This window comes from Aestuariibaculum sediminum (assembly GCF_014596945.1).
GTDB classification, from domain to species: domain Bacteria; phylum Bacteroidota; class Bacteroidia; order Flavobacteriales; family Flavobacteriaceae; genus Aestuariibaculum; species Aestuariibaculum sediminum.
In genome coordinates this window covers 44,910-66,694 of sequence record NZ_JACVXB010000005.1, presented here as the reverse complement: position 1 = coordinate 66,694, position 21,785 = coordinate 44,910, and the positions used below count along the sequence as shown (strand labels likewise).

Here is a 21,785-nt window from a genome sequence, read left to right as displayed (position 1 = left end):
TTCTCTTCTAATAAAAATTTCTTAATTCTTTCCGCATATAATGTGGCTAGTCAAAACATTAAAAATAGAGAATTGAATAAGTTTATTTATACAAATACATTCCTTTTTTACTTGGTTTTATTATGTTCATCGTCTGGATTTTCGCAGGAAAAAGTATATACCAGTAAAAGTATTCCCGACGCATTAACCGATGGAGCAAACGCGGTTGTACGAAATGATGAAACACGCATAATACTTGAGGATGTCGACGAGATGCTTGTCTCTCAAAAGCGAATTGTTACGGTGCTTAATAAAAGTGGAAACAAAACTCTGGATGCTATGGTGCATTACGACGATAATGTGAAAATTAAACATTTGGAGGCTGTTGTTTACAATAAATTTGGAGTAATCATTAAAAAAATTAAAGAAAAAACTTTTTTAGACGTTAGTGCTGTCCCTGGAGGAACCTTATATTCAGATTCTAGAGTAAAGTATCTTAATTACAGTCCTTCAGACTATCCATATACTATAGAATTTACCGTAGAGTATAGAACCAGTAATACGGCATTTATTCCTTCATTTTTACCAGTTAATCATTATCATTTAAGTGTTGAAAGGAGTAGTTACACTGTGAGTAGCCCCGAAAATATTGAGATAAGAAAAAAGGAAAAGCGACTCAGTGGAATCGATCTGGAAAAAAAAGAAGATGTGGGTGTTTTAAGTTACATTGTGAAAAACATACCAGCTGTAAAACCAGAAGAGTTTTGTCCAACATTTGTAGAATTGGTTCCAAGGGTTTTAATAGCCGCAAAGCAGTTTAGTTTGGAAGGTGTTAATGCTGAAGTTGAAAATTGGGAAGGCTTTGGTAAATGGATGTATAACGACTTACTATTAGATACGGCCGACTTATCAGAGAGTACAATAGCAGAAGTTAGAGCGTTAGTTGAGAATGAGACCACAGCTATTGAAAAAGCTAGAAAAATTTATCAATATGTTCAGGACAAAGTAAGATACATTAGTGTGCAAGTGGGCATTGGAGGCTGGAAACCCTTTCATGCATCAAAAGTAGACGAATTAAGTTATGGCGATTGTAAAGGCTTAACCAATTATACTATGGCATTACTTCAGGCGGTTGGTGTAAATTCTAATTACTGCGTAGTTTATGCTGATAGTCCTCGAAGAAATATAGAAAAGGATTTTGCTATTATGCAAGGTAATCATGCGTTTTTACTAATTCCATCATTGGAAAATCAGGATGATATCTGGTTAGAATGTACCAGTCAGGATGTGCCTTTTGGATTTATAGGAGATTTTACCGATGACAGGGATGTTTTAGTTATTACACCGGAAGGCGGAAAGATAAAGCACACAAAAAAATATGAGACATTAGAAAACAGCCAGAAGACTAAGGGAAGTTATGTGATTAACGACGATGGTTCAATTCATATTGAGGCTTCAATAGCTTCTAGAGGAATTCAGTATAACAACAAGTATTGGTACGAAAAAATAGAACGGCGCGATCTTGATGTAAAGTATAAAGAGAATTGGGACTACTTGAATACTATTACCATTAATAAGATGGAATTCGATAACAATAAAAATGACGTTGTATTTACTGAAAAGATACATCTATTCGTTCCCAATTACACAAAAAAAGCGGGTAATATCATGTTATTACCTGTAAATGCTTTAAATCGAAATTCGTACGTGCCAGATAAATACAAAGAAAGAAAATACCCTGTTATTTTTAAACGTGGATTTATAGATGAAGATGAAGTAGAAATCAAGTTGCCAAAAGATTATTTGGTTGAAGCTTTGCCTGAACCATTAATCATTGAAAATAAATTTGGGAGTTATCATGCTTCTTGTGTTGTACAAAGTGATAATACTGTACTTTACAAAAGAAAATTTATGATGAAAGACGGCAAATACCCTAAAGAAGATTACGATAGTTTTAGAGAATTCTTCTTAGAAGTTTCTAAATATGATAATGCTAAAATAGCTCTAACTAAAAACCAATAAACCCCTTATGAAATTATCTGCTATTATTCTTTTTTTATCTGTTTCCCTTTTTGGATTTTCACAAGATTACAAATTTGGAAAAGTATCAAAAGAAGAACTTAAAGAACAAATTTGTAATATAGATTCTACGGCAAACGCAGCCTTCTTGTATAAAAACCGGCATACTCATGTAGAGTATGAAGAAAACCAAGGTTTCTTTTATGTGGTAACCGATATCCATGAACGTATAAAAATTTATAATAAAGAAGGGTTCGATTATGCTACTAAAATTATAGACCTGAATGTTAGTGGTAGTGATGAGGAATCAATACAAGGGCTCAAGGCATATACTTATAATTTGGATAACGGAAAAGTAGAAGATGTAAAACTAGAAAAAGACGGCATCTTTGAAACCGAAAAGCATAAGTATTTAAAACAGTTGTCCTTTACCATGCCTAACATAAAGGAAGGTTGTGTGATTGAATATAAGTATACTGTAATGTCACCTTTCTATTGGAGGGTAGACGATTTTTATTTCCAGCATGACATCCCTGTTAAAAAAGTAGAAGCCAGATTTGATACTCCAGAGTATTTTAATTTTAAAATGGTATCAAAAGGTTATTTGCCGTTAGCGCCAGATATATCAAGAAAATCAGATAGATTTACATTTAACAATAAGGTAAGAACGAGTAGTAATTATAATTCAACAACTACATTTGAGTCTAATACAATAGATTATATGCGCATTTATAATAATTATAATTTTAAAAATGTGCCGGCATTAAGAGATGAGTCTCACGTAAATAATATTAATAATTACAGGTCTGCAGTTTTGTATGAATTGTCGTACACTAAATTTCCTCAAGCGCCTATAAAATATTATGCAACAACCTGGGAAGATGTGGTTAAAACTATTTATGATAGTCCTTCGTTTGGCGACGAACTTAAAAAAAATAATTTTTACAAAGATGATATTGATGCGTTATTAGCTGGAGTTACGCAACCAGAGGCTAAGTCTGCTAAAATCTTTCAATATGTTAAGTCTAGAATGAGGTGGAATAAGTTTATTGGGAAATACACCCAAGAAGGACTTAAGAAGGCTTATGCAAAACAAGAGGGTAACGTGGCCGATATAAATTTAATGTTGGTTTCTATGTTGCGCTATGCGGGTTTACAGGCTAACCCTGTATTGCTAAGTACCAGAGATAATGGTGTTCCTATGTTTCCAACACTTAATGGCTATAATTATGTTATTGCGGCCATCGAAATTCAAGACGGACTGGTGTTATTAGATGCGACATCTCCCAATGGCTTACCAAATGTTTTACCTATTAGGGCATTAAACTGGGTAGGGCGATTAGTAAGAGAAAATAAAAGTTCGACCACGGTAGATTTATATACGAAGCAAAAATCGAAAAGTAATGTTTCGTTGTTGGCAGATTTATCTAGTACAGGTGAATTAAATGGAAACATAAGGTTTATGAGAAGTAATTACTTAGCCATGGATTATAGAAATCATTACTTCGAATCAGATCAGGAGACCTACCTAGAAAGCCTCTCTAATAGATTTAAAAATATTGAAATTTCAGATTTTAAAGTGACCAATGCAAAGAATATTTCTAAACCTGTATCCGAAACATTTAAGTTTACTTTGGAAAGTCAAGCCGATATTATAAACGATAAAATATTTTTTTCACCGTTATTCTTTTTAAAACAAAAAGAGAATCCTTTCAAACTCGAAAAAAGAGAATTCCCAGTAGATTTTAGTTACCCTACTAGCAAGCAATATAAGTTAGCTATTAAAATTCCTGAAGGGTATAAAATAGAAAGTCTTCCAGAATCTGTTCACTTGTTATTACCTGAAAATTTAGGAAGTTTCAAATTTATTGTTCAAACTAGTGGCGATGGAAAAATTATCCATATAGTTTTAGATAATGTAATGAATGAATCTATAATATCACCATTATATTATGCCGATTTAAAAGCGTATTTTAGCAAACTTATTGAAAAACAATCAGAGCAAATCGTTTTAACTAAAGTATAAATGAATATTCAAAACGCACAGAAAGAGGTAGACGAGTGGATAAAAAATCATGGTGTTCGTTATTTTAACGAGTTAACAAATATGGCGCAACTAACAGAGGAAGTAGGTGAAGTTGCGCGCATTATTGCCAGACGTTATGGAGAACAAAGTGAAAAAGAAAGTGATAAAGACAAAGATTTAGGTGAAGAATTAGCCGATGTATTGTTTGTTGTTTTGTGCTTAGCTAACCAAACAGGAGTCGATTTACAGGCTGCATTCGATAAAAGAATGGATAAGAAGGGTAAACGCGACCACGATAGACATCATAATAACGAAAAATTAAAGTAAATTAGCGCCCTCGTTAATTACAGACCAACTTATTATGCACATCACACTTCAAAAATCTGAAATCGCTAAACAGTGTTCAGTCCAAATAACAGGTTCAAAAAGTGAATCAAACCGTTTATTACTTTTAAAGGCGCTATATCCACAATTTGAATTGGAGAATATTTCCAATTCCGATGACAGTAATTTAATGACGAAAGCTTTGGCTTCTACCGACGCTATTGTCGACATTCATCATGCGGGTACCGCTATGCGATTTTTAACAGCGTTTTTTGCTATTCAGGAAGGTCGAGAAGTGACACTAACAGGGTCGAAGCGTATGAAGGAACGCCCAATTCAGATATTGGTTGAGGCACTTCAAAACTTAGGAGCTGATATTACATACGAAGAAAATTTCGGTTATCCTCCAATAAAAATCAAAGGCAAAAAGTTAATAAAAAACAAAGTCTCGTTACAAGCTAATGTTAGTAGTCAGTACATTTCGGCTTTGTTATTAATCGCATCCCGATTGGAAAATGGTCTGGAATTAACTCTAGAAGGAAAAATAACTTCCGTGCCTTACATTAATATGACGTTAAGTTTATTATCGGAAATAGGTATTGAAAATAGTTTTAACGGAAACACCATTACTGTAAATCCAAGTACTCAAAACCCAAGACCCAAAACGCTTGTAGTAGAATCAGATTGGTCTTCGGCATCCTATTATTTTAGTTTGGCGGCGTTAAGCAGCGTTGGAACCGAAATAACTTTGTCATCTTATAAGAAGGATTCGTTACAGGGGGATTCAGTTTTGGTTGAAATTTATAAACATTTTGGTGTTGAAACCCAATTTGAAAATAATACGATTATTTTAACTAAAACGAATAAAGAAGTAGGGCCGTTTTCTTTCGATTTAACTCATGCGCCAGATATAGCACAAACCATAGCTGTTACTTGTTTTGCATTAAAAATACCATGCGATTTAACAGGGCTTCATACCCTTAAAATTAAAGAAACCGACCGCTTGGTTGCTTTGAAAACCGAAATTGAAAAGTTAGGAGGACAGGTAGATATAACCGATGCATCATTGCATTTACACAAAGCAGAAACTATAAAAAGTGATGTGTCTATTGCTACTTATAACGATCACCGAATGGCTATGGCATTTGCACCTATAGCGCTTAAAACCTCTGTAATTATTGAAGATGCCATGGTTGTGTCTAAATCATATCCAACTTTTTGGGACGATTTAGGGGCCATCGGATTTAAAATAACTAAATAATAATCACCCAATTACTTGACAAGGCCTATGTGCAGATTGTATATTTGCACGCTTCATGTTATGAAGACTATGTAAAAAACTAAAATATTAGGTTAGAATATTTTGGTTGCCATTGAAAAACAAAAAAAATTAAACAGATGAAATTATCAAACTTTGGTTTTAACCTACCAGAAGAATTATTAGCAGAATACCCGGCAGAAAACAGAGATGAGGCTCGCCTTATGGTGCTTGATAGAAAGAATCAAACTATCGAGCACAAAATGTTTAAGGATATTGTTGATTATTTTGATGAAGATGATGTTTTAATTCTTAACAACACCAAAGTGTTTCCAGCGCGTCTTTACGGAAATAAAGAAAAAACGGGCGCTAGAATTGAAGTGTTCTTGTTAAGAGAACTAAATGAAGAGCAACGTCTTTGGGATGTGCTTGTGGATCCAGCTCGTAAAATAAGAATTGGTAATAAATTATATTTTGGTGACGACGATACTTTAGTAGCTGAGGTTATTGATAATACAACGTCCAGAGGACGTACGTTACGATTTTTATATGACGGTTCATATACAGAATTTCGCAGAAAATTAAATGAATTAGGAGAAACGCCACTTCCAAAATATATCAAAAGAGATGTAGAGCCTGAAGATGAAGAGCGTTATCAAACCATTTATGCCAAAAACGAAGGTGCAGTTGCAGCGCCAACAGCAGGACTTCACTTTTCTAAACATTTATTAAAACGCCTGGAAATTAAAGGTGTAAATTTTGCTGAAGTAACTTTACACGTTGGTTTAGGGACTTTTAATCCGGTTGAGGTTGAGGATTTGTCGAAACACAAAATGGATAGTGAAGAGCTTAAAATCGACGAAAAAGCTGTTGAAACCGTAAATACCGGAATTCGTAACAAAAAGCGTGTGTGTGCTGTAGGTACTACAGTAATGCGCGCCATTGAAAGTTCGGTATCTTCAAACGGAGAGCTTAACGAATTCGAAGGTTGGACTAATAAATTTATTTTCCCTCCTTACGATTTTAGTATTGCGAATTGTATGATTACCAACTTCCATACACCAAAATCGACTTTATTAATGATGATTTCAGCATTTGCTGGTCACGATTTTATGAAAAAAGCATATGACGAAGCCGTAAAAGAAGGCTATAAATTTTATAGTTATGGCGACGCCATGTTAATTATATAAAAATTCAAGCCTCGCTAAATAGCGGGGCTTTTTAGTTTTTGGGCGTTACCTTTTGAGTCGTATTTTCCACACCCGCTTTTTTGTTGCACAGGCACAAAAAGATCTCAAATAAATGCTGCACTCCTTAACGTAAATTCAGAGTTCAGAATAGCATTTAGCGAATTCTTGTAATTTGGATTTTAACTTCCGTCTTCGGTCTTCGGTCTTCGGTCTTCGGTCTTCGGTCTTCGGTCTTCGGTCTTCGGTCTTCGGTCTTCGGTCTTCCGTCTTCTGTCTTCTGTCTTCGGTCTTCGGTCTTCCGTCTTGGGTCTTCCTGATTCACGAATCTATAACAACATCACACCAAAAATAGCAATACCTAACATCAAAATTCCTATTTTTGCACCATCTATGGCAACAACAAAAAAAGACATCCGCGCACTAACCAAAGAGCAATTACGAACTTTTTTCGTCAACCAAGGCGAAAAGGCGTTTCGTGGTAATCAGGTTTACGAATGGCTATGGCAAAAGGCAGCTTATTCTTTCGACGATATGACCAATATCTCTAAAGAGACGCGCCAGAAATTGGAAGATAATTTTGTTATAAATAACATAAAGGTCGATACGATGCAGCGCAGTAGCGACGGTACTGTTAAAAATGCGGTGCGTTTGCACGATGGCTTGGTGGTAGAGTCGGTATTAATTCCAACACCTACCAGAACGACAGCTTGTGTGTCCAGTCAGGTAGGTTGCAGTTTAGATTGTCGGTTTTGTGCCACTTCGCGTTTAAAACGCATGCGAAATTTAAATCCAGACGAAATTTACGATCAGGTGGTCGCTATCGATAACGAAAGTAGACTATATCACGATCGTCCATTAAGTAATATTGTATTTATGGGTATGGGCGAGCCACTTATGAACTACAATAATGTGATAAAAGCCATCGATAAAATTACAAGCGACGAAGGTCTTGGCATGTCACCAAAACGCATAACATTATCAACTTCGGGCGTGCCAAAAATGATTAAGAAAATGGCCGATGATGAAGTTAGATTCAATTTGGCAGTTTCGTTGCATTCGGCAGTCGATGTGGTTCGAACCAAAATTATGCCGTTTAATGAAACCTTTCCTCTTAAAGATTTACGCGAAGCATTAGAATATTGGTATGCGAAAACCAAACGTAGAATAACTTACGAGTATGTCGTTTGGGATGGTATTAACGATACCCAAAATGATATCGATGCTTTTGTGAAATTTTGCAAGTATGTACCGTGCAAAGTCAACATAATTGAATATAACCCCATTGATGACGGCGAATTTCAGCAAGCTTCAAACCAAGCCTTAGAAAATTATATTTCTTCATTAGAAAAAAATGGTATTGTTGTAAATGTTCGTAGAAGTAGAGGGAAAGATATTGATGCTGCATGTGGACAATTAGCAAATAAAAGTTAGAAAATAAACTATAAAACCTATATTTGAACCTCTTTAGTTTTTAGCCTTTTGAAAATAGTAGAGCAAATAAAACAACCTATAGCCTTTGAGATGGATCTTTTCGAGCAAAAGTTTCTGCTTTCAATGTCTAGTAAGGTGGCCTTATTAAATCGCATAACAACCTATATTGTAAACCGAAAAGGGAAGCAAATGCGTCCCATGTTCGTTTTTTTGGTAGCCAAAATGGTGTCAAATGGCGAAGTTAAAGAGCGTACTTATCGAGGGGCATCGGTTATCGAATTAATTCATACGGCAACATTGGTTCACGACGATGTGGTAGATGATAGTAATCGTCGTCGCGGATTCTTTTCGGTTAATGCGCTTTGGAAAAATAAAATTGCCGTTTTAATAGGCGATTACCTTTTGTCTAAAGGATTACTTTTAAGTATTGATAATAATGATTTCGATTTACTTAAAATTATTTCTGTAGCTGTTCGCGAAATGAGTGAAGGCGAATTACTTCAAATAGAAAAGGCACGAAAACTCGATATTACCGAAGATGTTTATTATGAAATAATCCGCCAGAAAACAGCGACGTTAATCGCTGCCTGTTGTAGTCTTGGAGCAGCATCAGTAAAGCCAGAATCTGAGCATGTAGAGAAGATGCGAAAATTTGGTGAACTTATTGGGATGGCTTTTCAAATTAAAGATGATTTATTCGATTATAGTGATGATCAAATAGGTAAGCCTACAGGTATTGATATAAAGGAACAAAAAATGACATTGCCTTTAATTCATGTTTTGAATAATGCTGATAAAAAGGATAGAAAATGGCTAATTAATTCTATTAAAAATCATAATAAGGATAAAAAACGCGTTAAAGAGGTAATTGCCTATGTAAAAGCCCACGGTGGATTGGATTATGCTATTAGTAAGATGACAACATTCCAGAATGAAGCTTTAGATATTTTGAACAACTATCCTGATTCTAATTATAAAACATCTTTAGAACTTATGGTGAATTACGTTATTGAAAGAAAAAAATAGTTAAGCCTGTTGTTGCTGTTGCTGCTGTTGCTGAATGCGCTCTAAATGACGCTTGTAGCTGTTGTTTTTAGTACTAGACATTGGTGTTTCTGGCAGTTCAAGCGTTTCTTCATTTTGTTTTGCTTTACTAACATGAACTTTTACGAATAAATCGGCGGTTGCGTTACCCTTAAATACACCTTTCACAGGAGCACAATCATTGTAATCTCTTCCTACGGCAAGTCTGACATGATTTTCGTTTCCGATAATATTGTTAGTTGGGTCGAAACCTAACCAGCCATAAAAGGGAATATAAGCTTCAATCCAGGCGTGTGTAGCGCCTTCACCTCTGGTAATATCATCGTTTGGACAAATGTAGCCACTCACGTATCTGGCAGGAATACCACACATCCTGACCATTTGCAACATGATATTTGTAAAGTCCTGACAAACCCCAGCTTTTAAACTCCAAACCTCATCAATAGATGAGTTGACATTGGTTACGCCTTTGGTGTATTTTATTACATTAAAAACGTAATCGCAAAGCTCAAGCAATGCTTGAAACACTGATTTTTGTTTAATATTTTTATTTGCGATTACTGCCGACAAATCGTTGGTTCCGGTAAATGGCCGATGGATTAAAAAATTAACATACGGTTCTGTGTATTTTAAGTTTTCTAGTTCTTTCCATTGATTATTTGGAGGTATTGTGTCCTGTGGTAGTTCTTTTTTAAAAGTATTCACTTCTATGTTAGATTCTATGTAGAGCTCTGTAATGGCATCGGTAATCATAAATGACCCCACAACATTTTTGTTATAATCGGTATGGGTTTGCACATGGGCATTATTGGTAATTATTAGATAATGCGATATCACTTGTTGAAATTCATCATTAATAGGATGAAGCCTTATTTGATTAGCTGCGTCTAATACCGGATGGTCGTATACGTATTTAGTAATATGCTTTATGTAATAGGTTTCCATGATGTTAATTAGTTTGATTGTAGTACACAGAATTGATATTGGCAGAGATATCACGGATATCTTGTTTGATTCCTTCAATAAAATTATTTAACCCTAAAGTTTTTATGTTTTCTATTGTGGTGTATTTAATAGTGCTTTCCAGTTTTCCTAATAGAAATTGCAAGTTGTTTTTTTCAAGTTCGCCGTTTTCAATTAGCGCTGTAATATGTGCGTTTAATTTATGAATACAATAGTAAACAGATCGCGGAAAATATTTGTCTTTAAAAATAAGATCCACAATATGGTCTTCATTAAAAGTAGATTTATAGGTTTTCAAATACTGTTGATAACCTCCAATAACCAGAAGTAAATTTCGCCAATATAATCCTTTTTCCAGAGCATCGGTAGCTTCGCTAATTTCCTTTAGTTTTAAGGTGGTAAAATCTGAAATTAGAATAACACGTTCCAGATACCTGCCTACATTCATGAAATAGTACGCTGGTCCTCGCTCTTGCGTAATATCGTGTGTGCCGTAATAGATTAAATGATGATTTAATAATTCTTCCAATAATCGAACGGGGTCTTGTTCTTTTAATTTTTTTCTTAAATCGTTATTGGTTAGATATAAGTAATAATTGTTGATACTTAGCCAGCTTTCACGCGAAATGTGTTCCTGTACGCTTCTGGCATTTTCTCTGGCTCGTGTAATAATATTTACGATTGAATTATCGTTGCTTACATCAAAAATCATGTAGTCGATACACTCCAGGGCATCTTCGGTTTGAAATTCTACATCTGAGGATGCAAAGTTTTTTATAATGGGAGTCCACGAGAACAATTCCGGTGAATCTTGATTGGCATAGAAGTTTATTCTTAACAAACCGAGAATACCGTTTCCGCGTGCCATGTACCTATTCATCCAAATGAGGTTATTCGCTACTCTACTTAGCATATATTATATGTTTATTTGTTTTTTAATACCCAGGTGTCCTTGCTTCCGCCACCTTGAGAGCTATTTACTACTAACGAGCCTTTTTTTAGCGCTACTCGGGTTAAGCCGCCCGGACAGATGTCGATACCATCGGTACCAGTTAAAGCAAAAGGTCTGAGATCGATACAGCGTGGAGATAATTTTCCATCAATAAAGCAAGGTGCTGTAGAAAGTTTTAAAATAGGCTGAGCAATAAAGCCGTCGGGTTTTTTGTTAACATTGTCCAGATAGTCTTTTATTTCTTCTTCGCTCGCTTCATGCCCCATTAACATACCGTAGCCACCACTTCCATCGGTTTTTTTAATAACCATTTCTTTAATATGCTCGGTAACATATTTTAACTCATCAGGTTTACCTAACTGATACGTTTTTATATTTTTTAAAATAGGTTCTTCATCTAAATAATATTTAATCATGTCTGGCACGTAAATGTAAATCGCTTTATCGTCTGCAATTCCGGTTCCTGGGGCATTAACAATAATAACATTACCCTTACGGTAGGCTGCCATAATTCCGGCAACGCCTAAAACGCTTTCCGCTTTAAATTCAAGCGGGTCTAAATAATCATCATCAACCCGTCTATAAATAACATCTACTTTTTTAAGTCCGTTAGTGGTTTTCATATAAACAAAATGATCTTTAACAACCAAGTCACTACCTTCTACAAGTTCAATTCCCATTAATCGAGCAAGGGTGGTATGTTCGTAATATGCCGAATTATAAATACCTGGCGTAAGCAGCACAACATTAGGATTAATGATATTAGTTAGCTCTTTTAATTTTTTGTATAAATAATTGGGGTAGTTTGATACCGATCTTACTTCGTTTTTTGGAAGAATACCAGGAAATAACCGTTTAGATATTTCTCTGTTTTCCAGCATGTAACTTACTCCGGATGGCGTTCTAAGGTTGTCTTCAAGAACATAAAATTCGCCATCTTCATTTCGAATCAGGTCGACCCCCGATATATGTACATAAATATCGTGAGGTACTTTTACTTCTTTCATTTCTCTTAAAAAATAAGGGCATGAGTAGATTAATTCACCAGGAATTACGCCGTCTTTTATTATAAATTGGTCGTGGTAAATATCTTTAATAAAGAGGTTTAATGCTTTTAAGCGTTGCTTTATACCACGCTCAATTTTATCCCATTCTTCCGCAGTAATTATTCTGGGAACAATATCGAAAGGAAATATTTTTTCTATTCCTTCATTGTTATTATAAACAGTAAAAGTTACACCTTGACTCATAAAAAGTTGCTTAGCAAGCTCTTCTTTATTTGATAAATTCTCAGGAGAAGTGCTTTTAAGGTATTCTATAAATACGTCGTATTGTGACCTAAATTCTGCATTGTCGTTATACATTTCATCCCAAGTATTGGGAAGCTTATCGTAAGAGGAAAATAGATTGTTCTTGCTCATAAAATATTCGTCTGTATTTAAATATAAGCATTTATTGAAGAAAATTTAAAAAACTAAGTAGTTATGTGTTTTATTGGAGGTGTTTATTCGTTTTTGTTAAAAATAATTGTAAATAATAGAACGCTTCGTAATTTTAATATGTGTTAATTATATACTTATTAATAGTATTTTAATGCAAAATTTAAGTCATCTTAAATTTTATCTTATGTAAATTTTGTATTGAAATATGGCATCACGTTATATTTTGGTTAAATGATTTATTACGTTGTTTTTTTAATAATCGAAAAAAAATATTTACTCAGGCAACCTTTTTTAATTTATTAACGTCTATTAAAATATAAGAACCAATGACATCTTTTTTGAAAGTTATTCAACTTCATAAAAACGAAGCGACGTTAATACAGCGAGCGATAAAACATAACCGTGAAGCACAGCAATTGCTTTACGCACAGTATGCGCCAAAAATGTTAAGTGTTTGTCGATATTATATAAGCGATTTACAATATGCTGAAGATGTTATGTTGCGTGGGTTTTTTAAAGTTTTTGCCCATTTAAAAAGCTTTAAAGGTGAAGGAAGTTTTGAGGGCTGGATAAGAAAAATAATGGTTCGAGAATCGATAAATTATTTAAGGAAACAAAAGTTGGTAGAATTTGCAATTGAAGACGTCGAAATTAAAACAGAAATCTCAGATGATACTTTAGAGGTGGGTATTGAGGTTGAACAGTTACAGCAATTAATTGACGAATTGCCAGAGGGGTATAAAATGGTGTTTATTATGTATGCCATTGAAGGGTATAAACATCAGGAAATTGCAACCTTACTTAAAATATCTGTAAGTACTTCAAAGTCACAATTATTTAAGGCTAGAAAGTTACTGCAGGAAAGAATTAAACATTTAAACAAAACAAGTTATGGGACAAACTGAGTTTGATAAAGATATAAAAGGAAAGCTTGAGCAAAGATTATTGAAGCCATCAGAGCATTCGTGGGATAAACTATCGAATGATTTAAAAGCAATTGAAGCTAAAAACAAGAAAACAAATTTAAAAAGAATGCTAGTTGCTGCTGCTGTTATAGCTGCCTTGTTTGTGGTGTATTTTAATGTAAGCAAAAACAAGGAAGTTCCAATAATTGTTAATGTACCTACCGATGTCGAATCAAATAATGAGCATATCCAAGGTATTACAAAGCAGGAAGACATTAAGGTTGTTGTAGAAACAATAATTGAGCAGACTCCAAAATCAACAAGTCAAAAAATCACTTTACCAAAAAATGCAGACAAAGTGGTAAATAAGATAGATTCAGAAGTAAAACCAGAAGCAATTAAAGTAGAATTAAATCAACTAGAAAAAACCGTAAGTATAGAAGATCAAAAGGTCAAGGAAGTGGTGGCTCAAATAAACGAATTAAAAAAACTAAATAAAGAGGTAACCGATGAGGAAATAGAAATGCTTTTACTTGAAGCGCAACGCAGTATCCATGCCCAAAAAATAATGCAACAATCTTCTGGTATGGCTTCTGCCGACGTGTTATTAATGGAGGTGGAAACCGAGTTGGATCAATCGTTTAGAAATAAGGTATTCGAGGCTATAAAATCGAGTTTCGGAACTGTAAAAACCGCTGTTGTTCAGCGCAACAATTAATCATCAATCAAATCAATAATAATTTAATACTGTAAAATTTACAGTTTAAAAAACGAACAGTTATGCAATTAATTTTAAAACTATTGGTGCTTTTGGCACTGAGTTTATGTGGGCAATTTATACAGGCTCAAGACACGATTCCCAATATAGAAAAACAGAAAGTTATAGAAAGGCTGGAAAACTTGAAATCTCAGGTTAAAGCCGATGAAAAAGATAAGTTAAAAGAAGCGGTTATAGCCATCAATAATCGCTTTCAAAATGCCGAAATTACAAATGAAGAATCCGATAAATTGAAGAAAGAAGCGGCTGAAAAGGCGGCTCTAAATATCGAAAATCGCATTGCAATTATAGACAACCGAATAGCTTTAATTAATAGAAATGATTATGAATTGGAAATACAAGAGGAGAAGCAAAATTTAATTGGGCTAAATATTTCTAACAGAACGTTTAACGTAAAAACCCAAAAGACTCCTGTTAAGTACGATATAAAAACAGGTAACCAATTGTTGTTTGCTATTGGATTTAATAATGCCATTATAGAAGGCGAAAAGTTGGATGATTCGCCATATAAATTTGGAGGATCGGGATTTGTGGAAATTGGTTGGTTATGGCAAACGAGACTGTTAAAAGAATCACCGTTTTTAAGGTTAGAGTATGGTTTGTCATTTCAATGGAATAAATTGAATCCTGTTGATAATCAATATTTCGTTGAAAATGGCAATGTAACGAGTTTAGAGACATATCCAATACAGTTAAAAAAATCGAAATTTAGAGTTACTAATTTGGTGTTTCCGGTGCATGTAGAATTTGGCCCAATGCGTAAGTTGGACAGGGAAGATCGTCTTAGGTATGTGAACAATAATAAGTTTAAAATGGGGCTAGGAGGTTATGGCGGCTTTAATTTAAGGACTAAACAAAAGCTAAAGTACTCTGATGATGGCAGGTCGGTAAAAGACAAACAAAAGAATAGTTTTAATACATCTAACTTAGTGTATGGCTTAAGTGGCTATGTAGGCTTTGGTGATACTGCATTATATGTTAAATACGATTTATCACCAATTTTTAAGAATCAGCAAGTAAACCAAAATAATATTTCTGTAGGACTTCGGTTTGATATCGATTAAACAGAAAGAGCGGTGAGTATTTTGCGCTGCTTTTATTTGGTGTTAAATCCTCGGCGTAATAGCCAAAAGGTAAAAGACATTTCGCCAATAATACTAGGAATGGCAACAAGAGTTAAGAATATCGAGCTGTAATTTTGGTAATTTTCCATTAGAAAATGAGCACAAGTATCTGTGATATACATAATCCCTGCAAGGAATAAGAAAATGGCAATAAACTTTGGCTGTTTAATAATACAACTTAATAAGATGAGATGGAAACCAAAAAAGAAAAGTCCGATAAGCCATAAGTTGTTAAAGTTGTTCACAACTTGTTGCACATCTTCAAAATTAGAAGATTTTAAAGTTTGAGGTAAATTGAAAAGAGCGACTGCCATAATAACGGCATGCGCTATTCTAAAATAAGTACTTAATCTTGATAAGTAATGACTTTTAAACAGTGCAAATAAAGCCCAGGCAACAATAATGTCGAATACCGCTGTAATTAAAAAAGCAATAATGCCTAATCGAACCATAAAATGATTCTCCTGAATAACTTCAAATGAGGTTTTTAGTATACCTTCAATAACAAAAAAGTTAGCAAAAATGGCAGAGAAGAATATAATTAAATAGCTTAGGCCTGCTATTAAAGATAGCTTTTTTGATGTTATTGGTTTCATTTATTCAATTAGGTTTATTTTAGAGACGAACCTTTCGTTAATTTGTTACTTATAATTAACCAAAAATCTAATTTAATTTTGCTCGAAATTTTGTTATTTTGGGGTTCGCAATAATAGTGTCAGGCTTAACATTTTCTGAGTTTTTTCATTTTCTAAAATAATAATAATAAGTTGATTTCTCAAGCATCCATAGATTTGGTATTCGAAACCGCCCGAGTAGAGGAGGTTATTGGCGATTTTGTTCAGCTTAAAAAAGCAGGAAGTAATTTTAAAGGTTTAAGCCCATTTAGTGATGAACGATCACCAAGTTTTATGGTGTCTCCTGTAAAACAAATCTGGAAAGATTTTTCAACAGGAAAAGGCGGGACAGTAGTGTCATTTTTAATGGAACATGAACATTTTACCTATCCCGAAGCTATTAAATATTTAGCAAAAAAGTACAATTTAGAAATTGAAGAAACCGAACAGAGCAACGAGCAAAAGGAAAAAGCTAACGAAAAAGAAAGCTTGTATTTGGTAAGTGAATTTGCAAGTTCTTATTTTAAAAATATTCTCCATAAAACAGATCAGGGAAAATCTATTGGACTAAGTTATTTTAAAGAACGGGGCTTTACCGAAGAAACTATAAAAAAATTCGATTTAGGCTATTCATTAGATGAGTGGCAAGCATTTACCGACGAGGCTTTAAAGCAAGGTTACAATATAGATTATCTTGAAAAAACAGGTCTTACCATTGTAAAAGGCGAAAAACGTTTCGATAGATTTAAGGGACGCGTTATGTTTCCTATAAAAAGTATGAGTGGCCGAATTTTAGGATTTGGGGGGCGAATTTTAATTAATGATAAAAAGGCGGCGAAATACTTAAATTCTCCCGAAAGTGATATTTATCACAAGAGTAATGTGCTTTACGGGATTTACGACGCAAAACAAAGTATAGCAAAGGAAGATAATTGTTATTTGGTTGAAGGATATACCGATGTTATCCAATTTGTTCAAACTGGAGTTACCAATGTTGTGTCTTCATCGGGAACCGCTTTAACGTCAGAACAAATTAGACTAATAAACCGGCTAACAAAAAATATAACGGTACTTTTTGATGGGGATGCAGCAGGTATGCGTGCATCTTTACGCGGTATAGATTTAATTCTGGAACAAGGTATGAATGTTAAAGTATGTACGTTTCCAGAGGGAGAGGACCCGGATAGTTTTGCTCGGCAAAATACCTTTGAGGAACTGAAGGACTATTTAGAGAATAACTCTAAAGACTTTATTCAGTTTAAAGCCTCTGTATTATTCGAAGAATCTAAAAACGACCCGATAAAAAAGGCGGAAACAGTAAGAGATATTGTTAATAGCATTGCTAAAATTCCTGATCAAATAAAAAAGGAAATTTACATACAGGAATGTGCCCGTATTATGGATATTAGTGAAGATGTTCTATTTTCGACCTTGGCGCAAATTAACAATAAGGATTTAAAAGATGATAAAAAAGGAGGCAAAGGTGATTATAAGGCCTTCGATGTTATAAAAAACAAGCAGCAACCTGCCCAGGTGAAAAAGGTTGATGTACAGTATTTGTTGGAGCGTAAGATTATTGAAATTTTATTGCTTTACGGAAACAAAACGGAAGAATTTGAAGACCTCGTTTTAAAAGAAAATGATAAAGGCGATTTAGAGTTAGAGCCAGTAATACATCAAGCTAAAGTATTTGAAAAAATATATTTAGATCTTCAAGATGATGAAATGCAATTTGGTAATCCGCAGTTTAAGACTATTTATTATACTTTAATTGAGACCTTAAATCAAAGTGAAAATTTTGAGCTGAAGAACTTTATAAACACCGTTGACCCAGATATGGGTTACGAAATATCTAATATTTTGATGGAAGACGAAAGGTATTCCCTAGATAATTGGCAACGCATGGATATTTTTCCAAAGGAAAAACAACACAGCGTCGCCCAATTAGTTAGTGAGACTATACTTAATCTCCGTTGTTTTTTAATAGACCAAAAGGTGAAACAATTTCAACAAGAAACATTGGAAAATAAAGCCAATGTGAATAAAAATATTCTTGAAGAAGTTAAAGACTACTCTGGTTTAAAAATGTTACTCTCTCGAAAATTAAACCGGGTGTTATAAGGATTCTTTTAGTTTAGCTTGATTTACTAAATCAACTAAGTTAGTAACTTTTAATTTACGCATTAAACGTGCTTTATAAGTACTAACGGTCTTTTCGTTAATGTCTAACTCCTGTGAAATTTCTTTGTTTTTTCTACCAATCGTTAGAAGTTTTAATACTTCTGCTTCTCGAGTAGATAATTTTTTGTAGAAAGATCCGGATTTGTTTGATCGACTTCCAAAAGCTAACTGTTGCGTTAATTCATTACTTAAATAAATGCCTCCCTCGTATACTTTCAGGATGGCTTCATTTATTGTAATAACATTAACAGATTTATGTAAGTAACCGTTGGCGCCGGCTTTAATGGCGTTAATGGCGTATACTTCTTCTGGTTCACCGCTAAAAATGATAGTTTTTACGTCTGGATAATCTTTTTTAAGATATCGTAAAATGGTTAAACCATTTAATTTAGGTAAATCTGCCTCAGTTAAAAGGATGTCCACTGGATTGTTTTTGATGAATTCCATCACGGCTTCGCCGTTATCTACACTACCAACAATTTTTATGTTGGAAGAAGAAGAAAATAGAACCTCAAGACCCTTCCTAGTGATAGGGTGGTTGTCTGCTATTAATACTTTTACCATAATTTTAAAGCTTTATTATAATTTAAGTTAGAGTGGTTATTATAATTGAGAGAATAAGCTTATTACAAAAGTAGGTAAATTTTATGTGATTTACAATAGTTACAGTAGATTGTTAGGAATTTCACAAACAGGTATAGGAATCATCTTATGTTTATTAGCAATATTTAAGCGCTTATAAATTTTATATACAATTTGCTCTCTACCTGAAAAGTCGTTTGCAGTTTTTCCAAGCTTATCCATTTCCATGGCCCATTCCAGTTCTGGGTAAGAAGCTCCAATTTGATCTTCATCAGTACGGTCGTCGCCCCAAAGTCCGTCGGTAGGCGCAGCGTCAATAATTTCTTGGTTTACTCCCAGGAATTCTGCAATCTCGTAAACCTGAGTTTTGTATAAATCGGCAATCGGACTTAAATCTACACCACCGTCGCCGTATTTGGTGTAAAAACCAACACCAAAATCTTCTACCTTATTTCCTGTTCCTGCAACTAGTAATTTATTTAAAGCGGCAAAGTAATAGAGTGTTGTCATACGTAGTCGTGCTCTGGTATTTGCTAGCGACATAAAGCGATCTTCTTCATTGTCTACTGAAGGCAGCGATTCAATTAAACTATCAAAAACTGGAGTTAAATTTACTTGAGTCATTGATACCTCCTTAAAATTAGTCTTTAACCAATCAATATGATTAAGAGCCCTGCTTACCTGATTTTCGGCTTGATGAATAGGCATTTCCAAACATAAAAGAGGTAAACCGGTCTTGGCACAAAGTGTAGATGTTACTGCTGAATCTATACCTCCAGATACGCCAATAACGAAGCCTTTCACTCCCGCTTTTGTAGCGTAATCTTTTAGCCAACTTACTATATGATTTACAACTTTTTCTGTTTGCATATTAAATGAATTTAATTCTAAGAATAGTACCTTTGCAAACAAAAATAAGCGAATCGACCAATTTATAAAAATTTATAGCGTTTTAGTTTTGTGAAACCTTTGTAGTTAATTTACAGTTAATAAAATAATAAAACAAACTAGATTCAAATAACCAAAACCTCAATGTTAATATGAAACAAGTATTAGTAATTTTTGTTATTATCAGTATGCTTACATCTTGTAAAAATGACAATAAGTTTGAAGACGATATAGCAAAAATTAAAATCCATACTAATATAGAACGTTTCGACACGCTTTTCGCAGCGGTAACATCGAGTACTTTGCCTAAGTTAAAAAACGATTACCCTTTCATGTTTTCTAAAAAGTATACCGACTCGTTTTGGCTGGACAAAGTTACCGATACTTTACAAGTAGAATTGTTTAAGGAAGTAGCTAAAACTTTTAGTGATTTTGAAGAAATCGAAAAAGATATAGAATTACTTTTTAAACACTTAAAATATTATTTCCCTGAATTTAAAACCCCCCGTGTCATCACTGTAACCAGCGATGTAGATTATCGTAATCGTGTTATTGTAACCGATACGATTGATTTAATTGCTTTGGATAATTATTTGGGACCAGATCACGACTTTTACCAGAGTATTCCCGTTTATATTCGTGAAGATTTTAGAAAGGAACGCATGGTAGTTGATTTAGCAGGTGAATATGCCAAGCGTTACATTTATCCTGTAGCAACTAAAACTTTTCTTGATGAAATGATATATTATGGTAAGTTGTTATATTTTAAAGAGCGTATGGTGCCATTTGTAAGTGAAGCTGTTCGACTAGGTTATACCGTAGATGAATTAGAATGGGCTCAGGTTAATGAAAGTGAAATCTGGCGTCATTTTGTAGAACATGAAATGCTTTACAGTACCGATTCAAAACTGTCAGAACGATTTATAGAAGCTGCTCCATTTTCAAAGTTTTATTTAGAAGGAATTGATACGGAATCGCCAGGTCAGTTAGGGCAGTATATAGGCTTGCAAATTGTTAGAGCATATATGGATAATAATGAGGTGTTAATGAAAGATATGCTTATCACTCAAACCGATGAAATATTTAATAAGTCAAAGTTTAAACCAAGAAAATAAATGTCTAAAAATCATACTTCAAAAATAGAACTTCAAGTGGAACTTGATGAAAACCGAGTGCCTGAAAAATTATTCTGGACGGCTCAGGATGGGGGAATAACTAATGAGGAAGCCAAGGCGGTATTGCTTTCGGTTTGGGACTCAAAAGCTCAGGAAACGCTTCGTATAGACTTGTGGACAAAAGATATGCCTGTTGATGAAATGAAAGTGTTTTTCCATCAAACCCTTGTGGCTATGAGCGATACGTTTAACCGTGCAACTCAAGATGAAAAGATGACCGCAACAATGAAAGATTTTTGTGATTATTTTGCAGAAAAGTTAGAGTTAAAGAAATAAGAACCTAGGTGGCGTCCTCTACCTCTTCCGATAAATGATCGAGGTACAGGATGCCATTTAAATGGTCTATTTCATGCTGAAAAATAACAGAAGTAAATCCTTCAACTGTTTCAGTTAAGTGCTTGCCTTCCAAAGTGTCGTAAGAAATTTTAATACTAAAGGCTCTTGTTTTTAAAGTGTCACTGCGGTTGGGTATTGACAAACAACCTTCTCTGCAAACCTGCTTTTTTATAGAGTAAATTTTAATTTTTGGGTTTAAATATACTTCAAAGGGAAAATTTTCCTTATCGAAACGTTGCACCCAAATAATATTTTTAAGTATTCCAACTTGAGGTGCTGCAATTCCAACGCCTAAAGACATACTGTCTGTAACGGTTGCATAAAGTCTTTTAATAAAATGTTGTAACGTAGGATCGTTAGGGGAAGCTTTAATATTCTTGCTTTTTGTGCGCAGTAACAATGAGTCTTTTGAATTGGTTATTTTGAAAACACGCATTGGCGCTGTATCGGGTGATGCTAAAATTAATTGTTCTTGATCCTTTAAAAATCGGCTATGAAAAATACTTTTAAAACTCGAACAAGATTGAACAGTTATTACTAATAGTAAAATGAAACCAATTCTTTTCATCATTTA

Annotated in this window: 20 protein-coding genes; 13 read left to right on the top strand and 7 right to left on the bottom strand. The window is 34.1% G+C overall.

Annotated elements, in window-relative coordinates; translation table 11 throughout:
• The first annotated feature begins 72 nt into the window (after positions 1 to 72).
• The 7 genes from ICJ83_RS12095 to ICJ83_RS12065 all read left to right on the top strand — a co-directional run bounded on the left by ICJ83_RS12095 (position 73) and on the right by ICJ83_RS12065 (position 9,253).
• On the top strand, positions 73 to 2,001 hold the full coding sequence (locus tag ICJ83_RS12095) for a DUF3857 domain-containing transglutaminase family protein (RefSeq protein WP_188230664.1): 1,929 nt from the start codon (positions 73 to 75) through the stop codon (positions 1,999 to 2,001).
• 7 nt (positions 2,002 to 2,008) lie between these two features.
• Complete coding sequence (locus tag ICJ83_RS12090; RefSeq protein ID WP_188230663.1) at positions 2,009 to 4,024, top strand: DUF3857 domain-containing protein; 2,016 nt, start codon at positions 2,009 to 2,011, stop codon at positions 4,022 to 4,024.
• Entirely contained in the window at positions 4,025 to 4,351 is a 327-nt protein-coding gene (locus ICJ83_RS12085) for a nucleotide pyrophosphohydrolase (RefSeq protein WP_188230662.1), read from the top strand.
• A 34-nt stretch (positions 4,352 to 4,385) separates the two neighbouring features.
• Entirely contained in the window at positions 4,386 to 5,609 is a 1,224-nt protein-coding gene (locus ICJ83_RS12080) for a 3-phosphoshikimate 1-carboxyvinyltransferase (protein ID WP_188230661.1), read from the top strand.
• A 137-nt stretch (positions 5,610 to 5,746) separates the two neighbouring features.
• Positions 5,747 to 6,796, top strand: coding sequence for a tRNA preQ1(34) S-adenosylmethionine ribosyltransferase-isomerase QueA (gene queA / locus ICJ83_RS12075; RefSeq protein WP_188230660.1), 1,050 nt, complete (start codon positions 5,747 to 5,749; stop codon positions 6,794 to 6,796).
• 390 nt (positions 6,797 to 7,186) lie between these two features.
• On the top strand, positions 7,187 to 8,227 hold the full coding sequence (gene rlmN / locus ICJ83_RS12070) for a 23S rRNA (adenine(2503)-C(2))-methyltransferase RlmN (RefSeq protein WP_188230659.1): 1,041 nt from the start codon (positions 7,187 to 7,189) through the stop codon (positions 8,225 to 8,227).
• A gap of 48 nt (positions 8,228 to 8,275) precedes the next feature.
• The gene (locus ICJ83_RS12065; RefSeq protein ID WP_188230658.1) at positions 8,276 to 9,253 is read left to right on the top strand and encodes a polyprenyl synthetase family protein; all 978 of its coding nucleotides are present in this window, start codon (positions 8,276 to 8,278) and stop codon (positions 9,251 to 9,253) included.
• On the opposite strand, the gene ICJ83_RS12060 is transcribed toward ICJ83_RS12065, so the two are convergent.
• The 3 genes from ICJ83_RS12060 to ICJ83_RS12050 are packed head-to-tail and all read right to left on the bottom strand — an operon-like array spanning position 9,254 to position 12,607.
• Positions 9,254 to 10,216 (bottom strand): transglutaminase family protein, encoded by a 963-nt coding sequence (locus ICJ83_RS12060; protein ID WP_188230657.1) that lies wholly within the window; start codon positions 10,214 to 10,216, stop codon positions 9,254 to 9,256.
• 4 nt (positions 10,217 to 10,220) lie between these two features.
• A complete protein-coding gene (locus ICJ83_RS12055) occupies positions 10,221 to 11,147 on the bottom strand; it encodes an alpha-E domain-containing protein (RefSeq protein ID WP_188230656.1) in 927 nt (308 codons plus the stop codon).
• 11 nt (positions 11,148 to 11,158) lie between these two features.
• Entirely contained in the window at positions 11,159 to 12,607 is a 1,449-nt protein-coding gene (locus ICJ83_RS12050) for a circularly permuted type 2 ATP-grasp protein (protein ID WP_188230655.1), read from the bottom strand.
• Positions 12,608 to 12,954: 347 nt separating this feature from the next.
• On the opposite strand from ICJ83_RS12050, the gene ICJ83_RS12045 reads away from it, so the two are divergent.
• From ICJ83_RS12045 to ICJ83_RS12035, 3 genes are all read left to right on the top strand, one after another.
• Positions 12,955 to 13,533 carry an RNA polymerase sigma factor gene (locus tag ICJ83_RS12045; RefSeq protein ID WP_223154766.1) on the top strand — a complete coding sequence of 193 codons (579 nt, stop codon included), beginning with the start codon at positions 12,955 to 12,957 and terminating at the stop codon, positions 13,531 to 13,533.
• Positions 13,520 to 14,251, top strand: coding sequence for a hypothetical protein (locus tag ICJ83_RS12040; protein WP_188230654.1), 732 nt, complete (start codon positions 13,520 to 13,522; stop codon positions 14,249 to 14,251). Before ICJ83_RS12045 ends, ICJ83_RS12040 begins: the two co-directional genes overlap by 14 nt.
• A gap of 62 nt (positions 14,252 to 14,313) precedes the next feature.
• On the top strand, positions 14,314 to 15,375 hold the full coding sequence (locus tag ICJ83_RS12035) for a hypothetical protein (RefSeq protein ID WP_188230653.1): 1,062 nt from the start codon (positions 14,314 to 14,316) through the stop codon (positions 15,373 to 15,375).
• Positions 15,376 to 15,407: 32 nt separating this feature from the next.
• Here the strand turns inward: ICJ83_RS12035 and ICJ83_RS12030 are convergent, their stop codons facing one another.
• Complete coding sequence (locus ICJ83_RS12030; protein WP_223154765.1) at positions 15,408 to 16,031, bottom strand: DUF4386 domain-containing protein; 624 nt, start codon at positions 16,029 to 16,031, stop codon at positions 15,408 to 15,410.
• A 171-nt stretch (positions 16,032 to 16,202) separates the two neighbouring features.
• Here ICJ83_RS12030 and dnaG point away from each other — a divergent pair, with 171 nt between their 5' ends.
• On the top strand, positions 16,203 to 18,170 hold the full coding sequence (dnaG, locus tag ICJ83_RS12025) for a DNA primase (RefSeq protein WP_188230652.1): 1,968 nt from the start codon (positions 16,203 to 16,205) through the stop codon (positions 18,168 to 18,170).
• Here the strand turns inward: dnaG and ICJ83_RS12020 are convergent.
• On the bottom strand, positions 18,165 to 18,794 hold the full coding sequence (locus ICJ83_RS12020; protein WP_188230651.1) for a response regulator: 630 nt from the start codon (positions 18,792 to 18,794) through the stop codon (positions 18,165 to 18,167). The two genes, dnaG and ICJ83_RS12020, sit on opposite strands and share 6 nt — an antisense overlap.
• Positions 18,795 to 18,893: 99 nt before the next feature.
• Positions 18,894 to 19,682 (bottom strand): NAD(+) synthase, encoded by a 789-nt coding sequence (gene nadE, locus ICJ83_RS12015; RefSeq protein WP_188230650.1) that lies wholly within the window; start codon positions 19,680 to 19,682, stop codon positions 18,894 to 18,896.
• Positions 19,683 to 19,852: 170 nt separating this feature from the next.
• On the opposite strand from nadE, the gene gldB reads away from it, so the two are divergent.
• The gene (gldB, locus tag ICJ83_RS12010; RefSeq protein ID WP_188230649.1) at positions 19,853 to 20,815 is read left to right on the top strand and encodes a gliding motility lipoprotein GldB; all 963 of its coding nucleotides are present in this window, start codon (positions 19,853 to 19,855) and stop codon (positions 20,813 to 20,815) included.
• Entirely contained in the window at positions 20,816 to 21,151 is a 336-nt protein-coding gene (gldC, locus tag ICJ83_RS12005; RefSeq protein WP_188230648.1) for a gliding motility protein GldC, read from the top strand.
• A gap of 4 nt (positions 21,152 to 21,155) precedes the next feature.
• Here the strand turns inward: gldC and def are convergent, their stop codons facing one another.
• Positions 21,156 to 21,782 carry a peptide deformylase gene (def, locus tag ICJ83_RS12000; protein ID WP_223154764.1) on the bottom strand — a complete coding sequence of 209 codons (627 nt, stop codon included), beginning with the start codon at positions 21,780 to 21,782 and terminating at the stop codon, positions 21,156 to 21,158.
• Between the last annotated feature and the right edge of the window lie 3 nt (positions 21,783 to 21,785).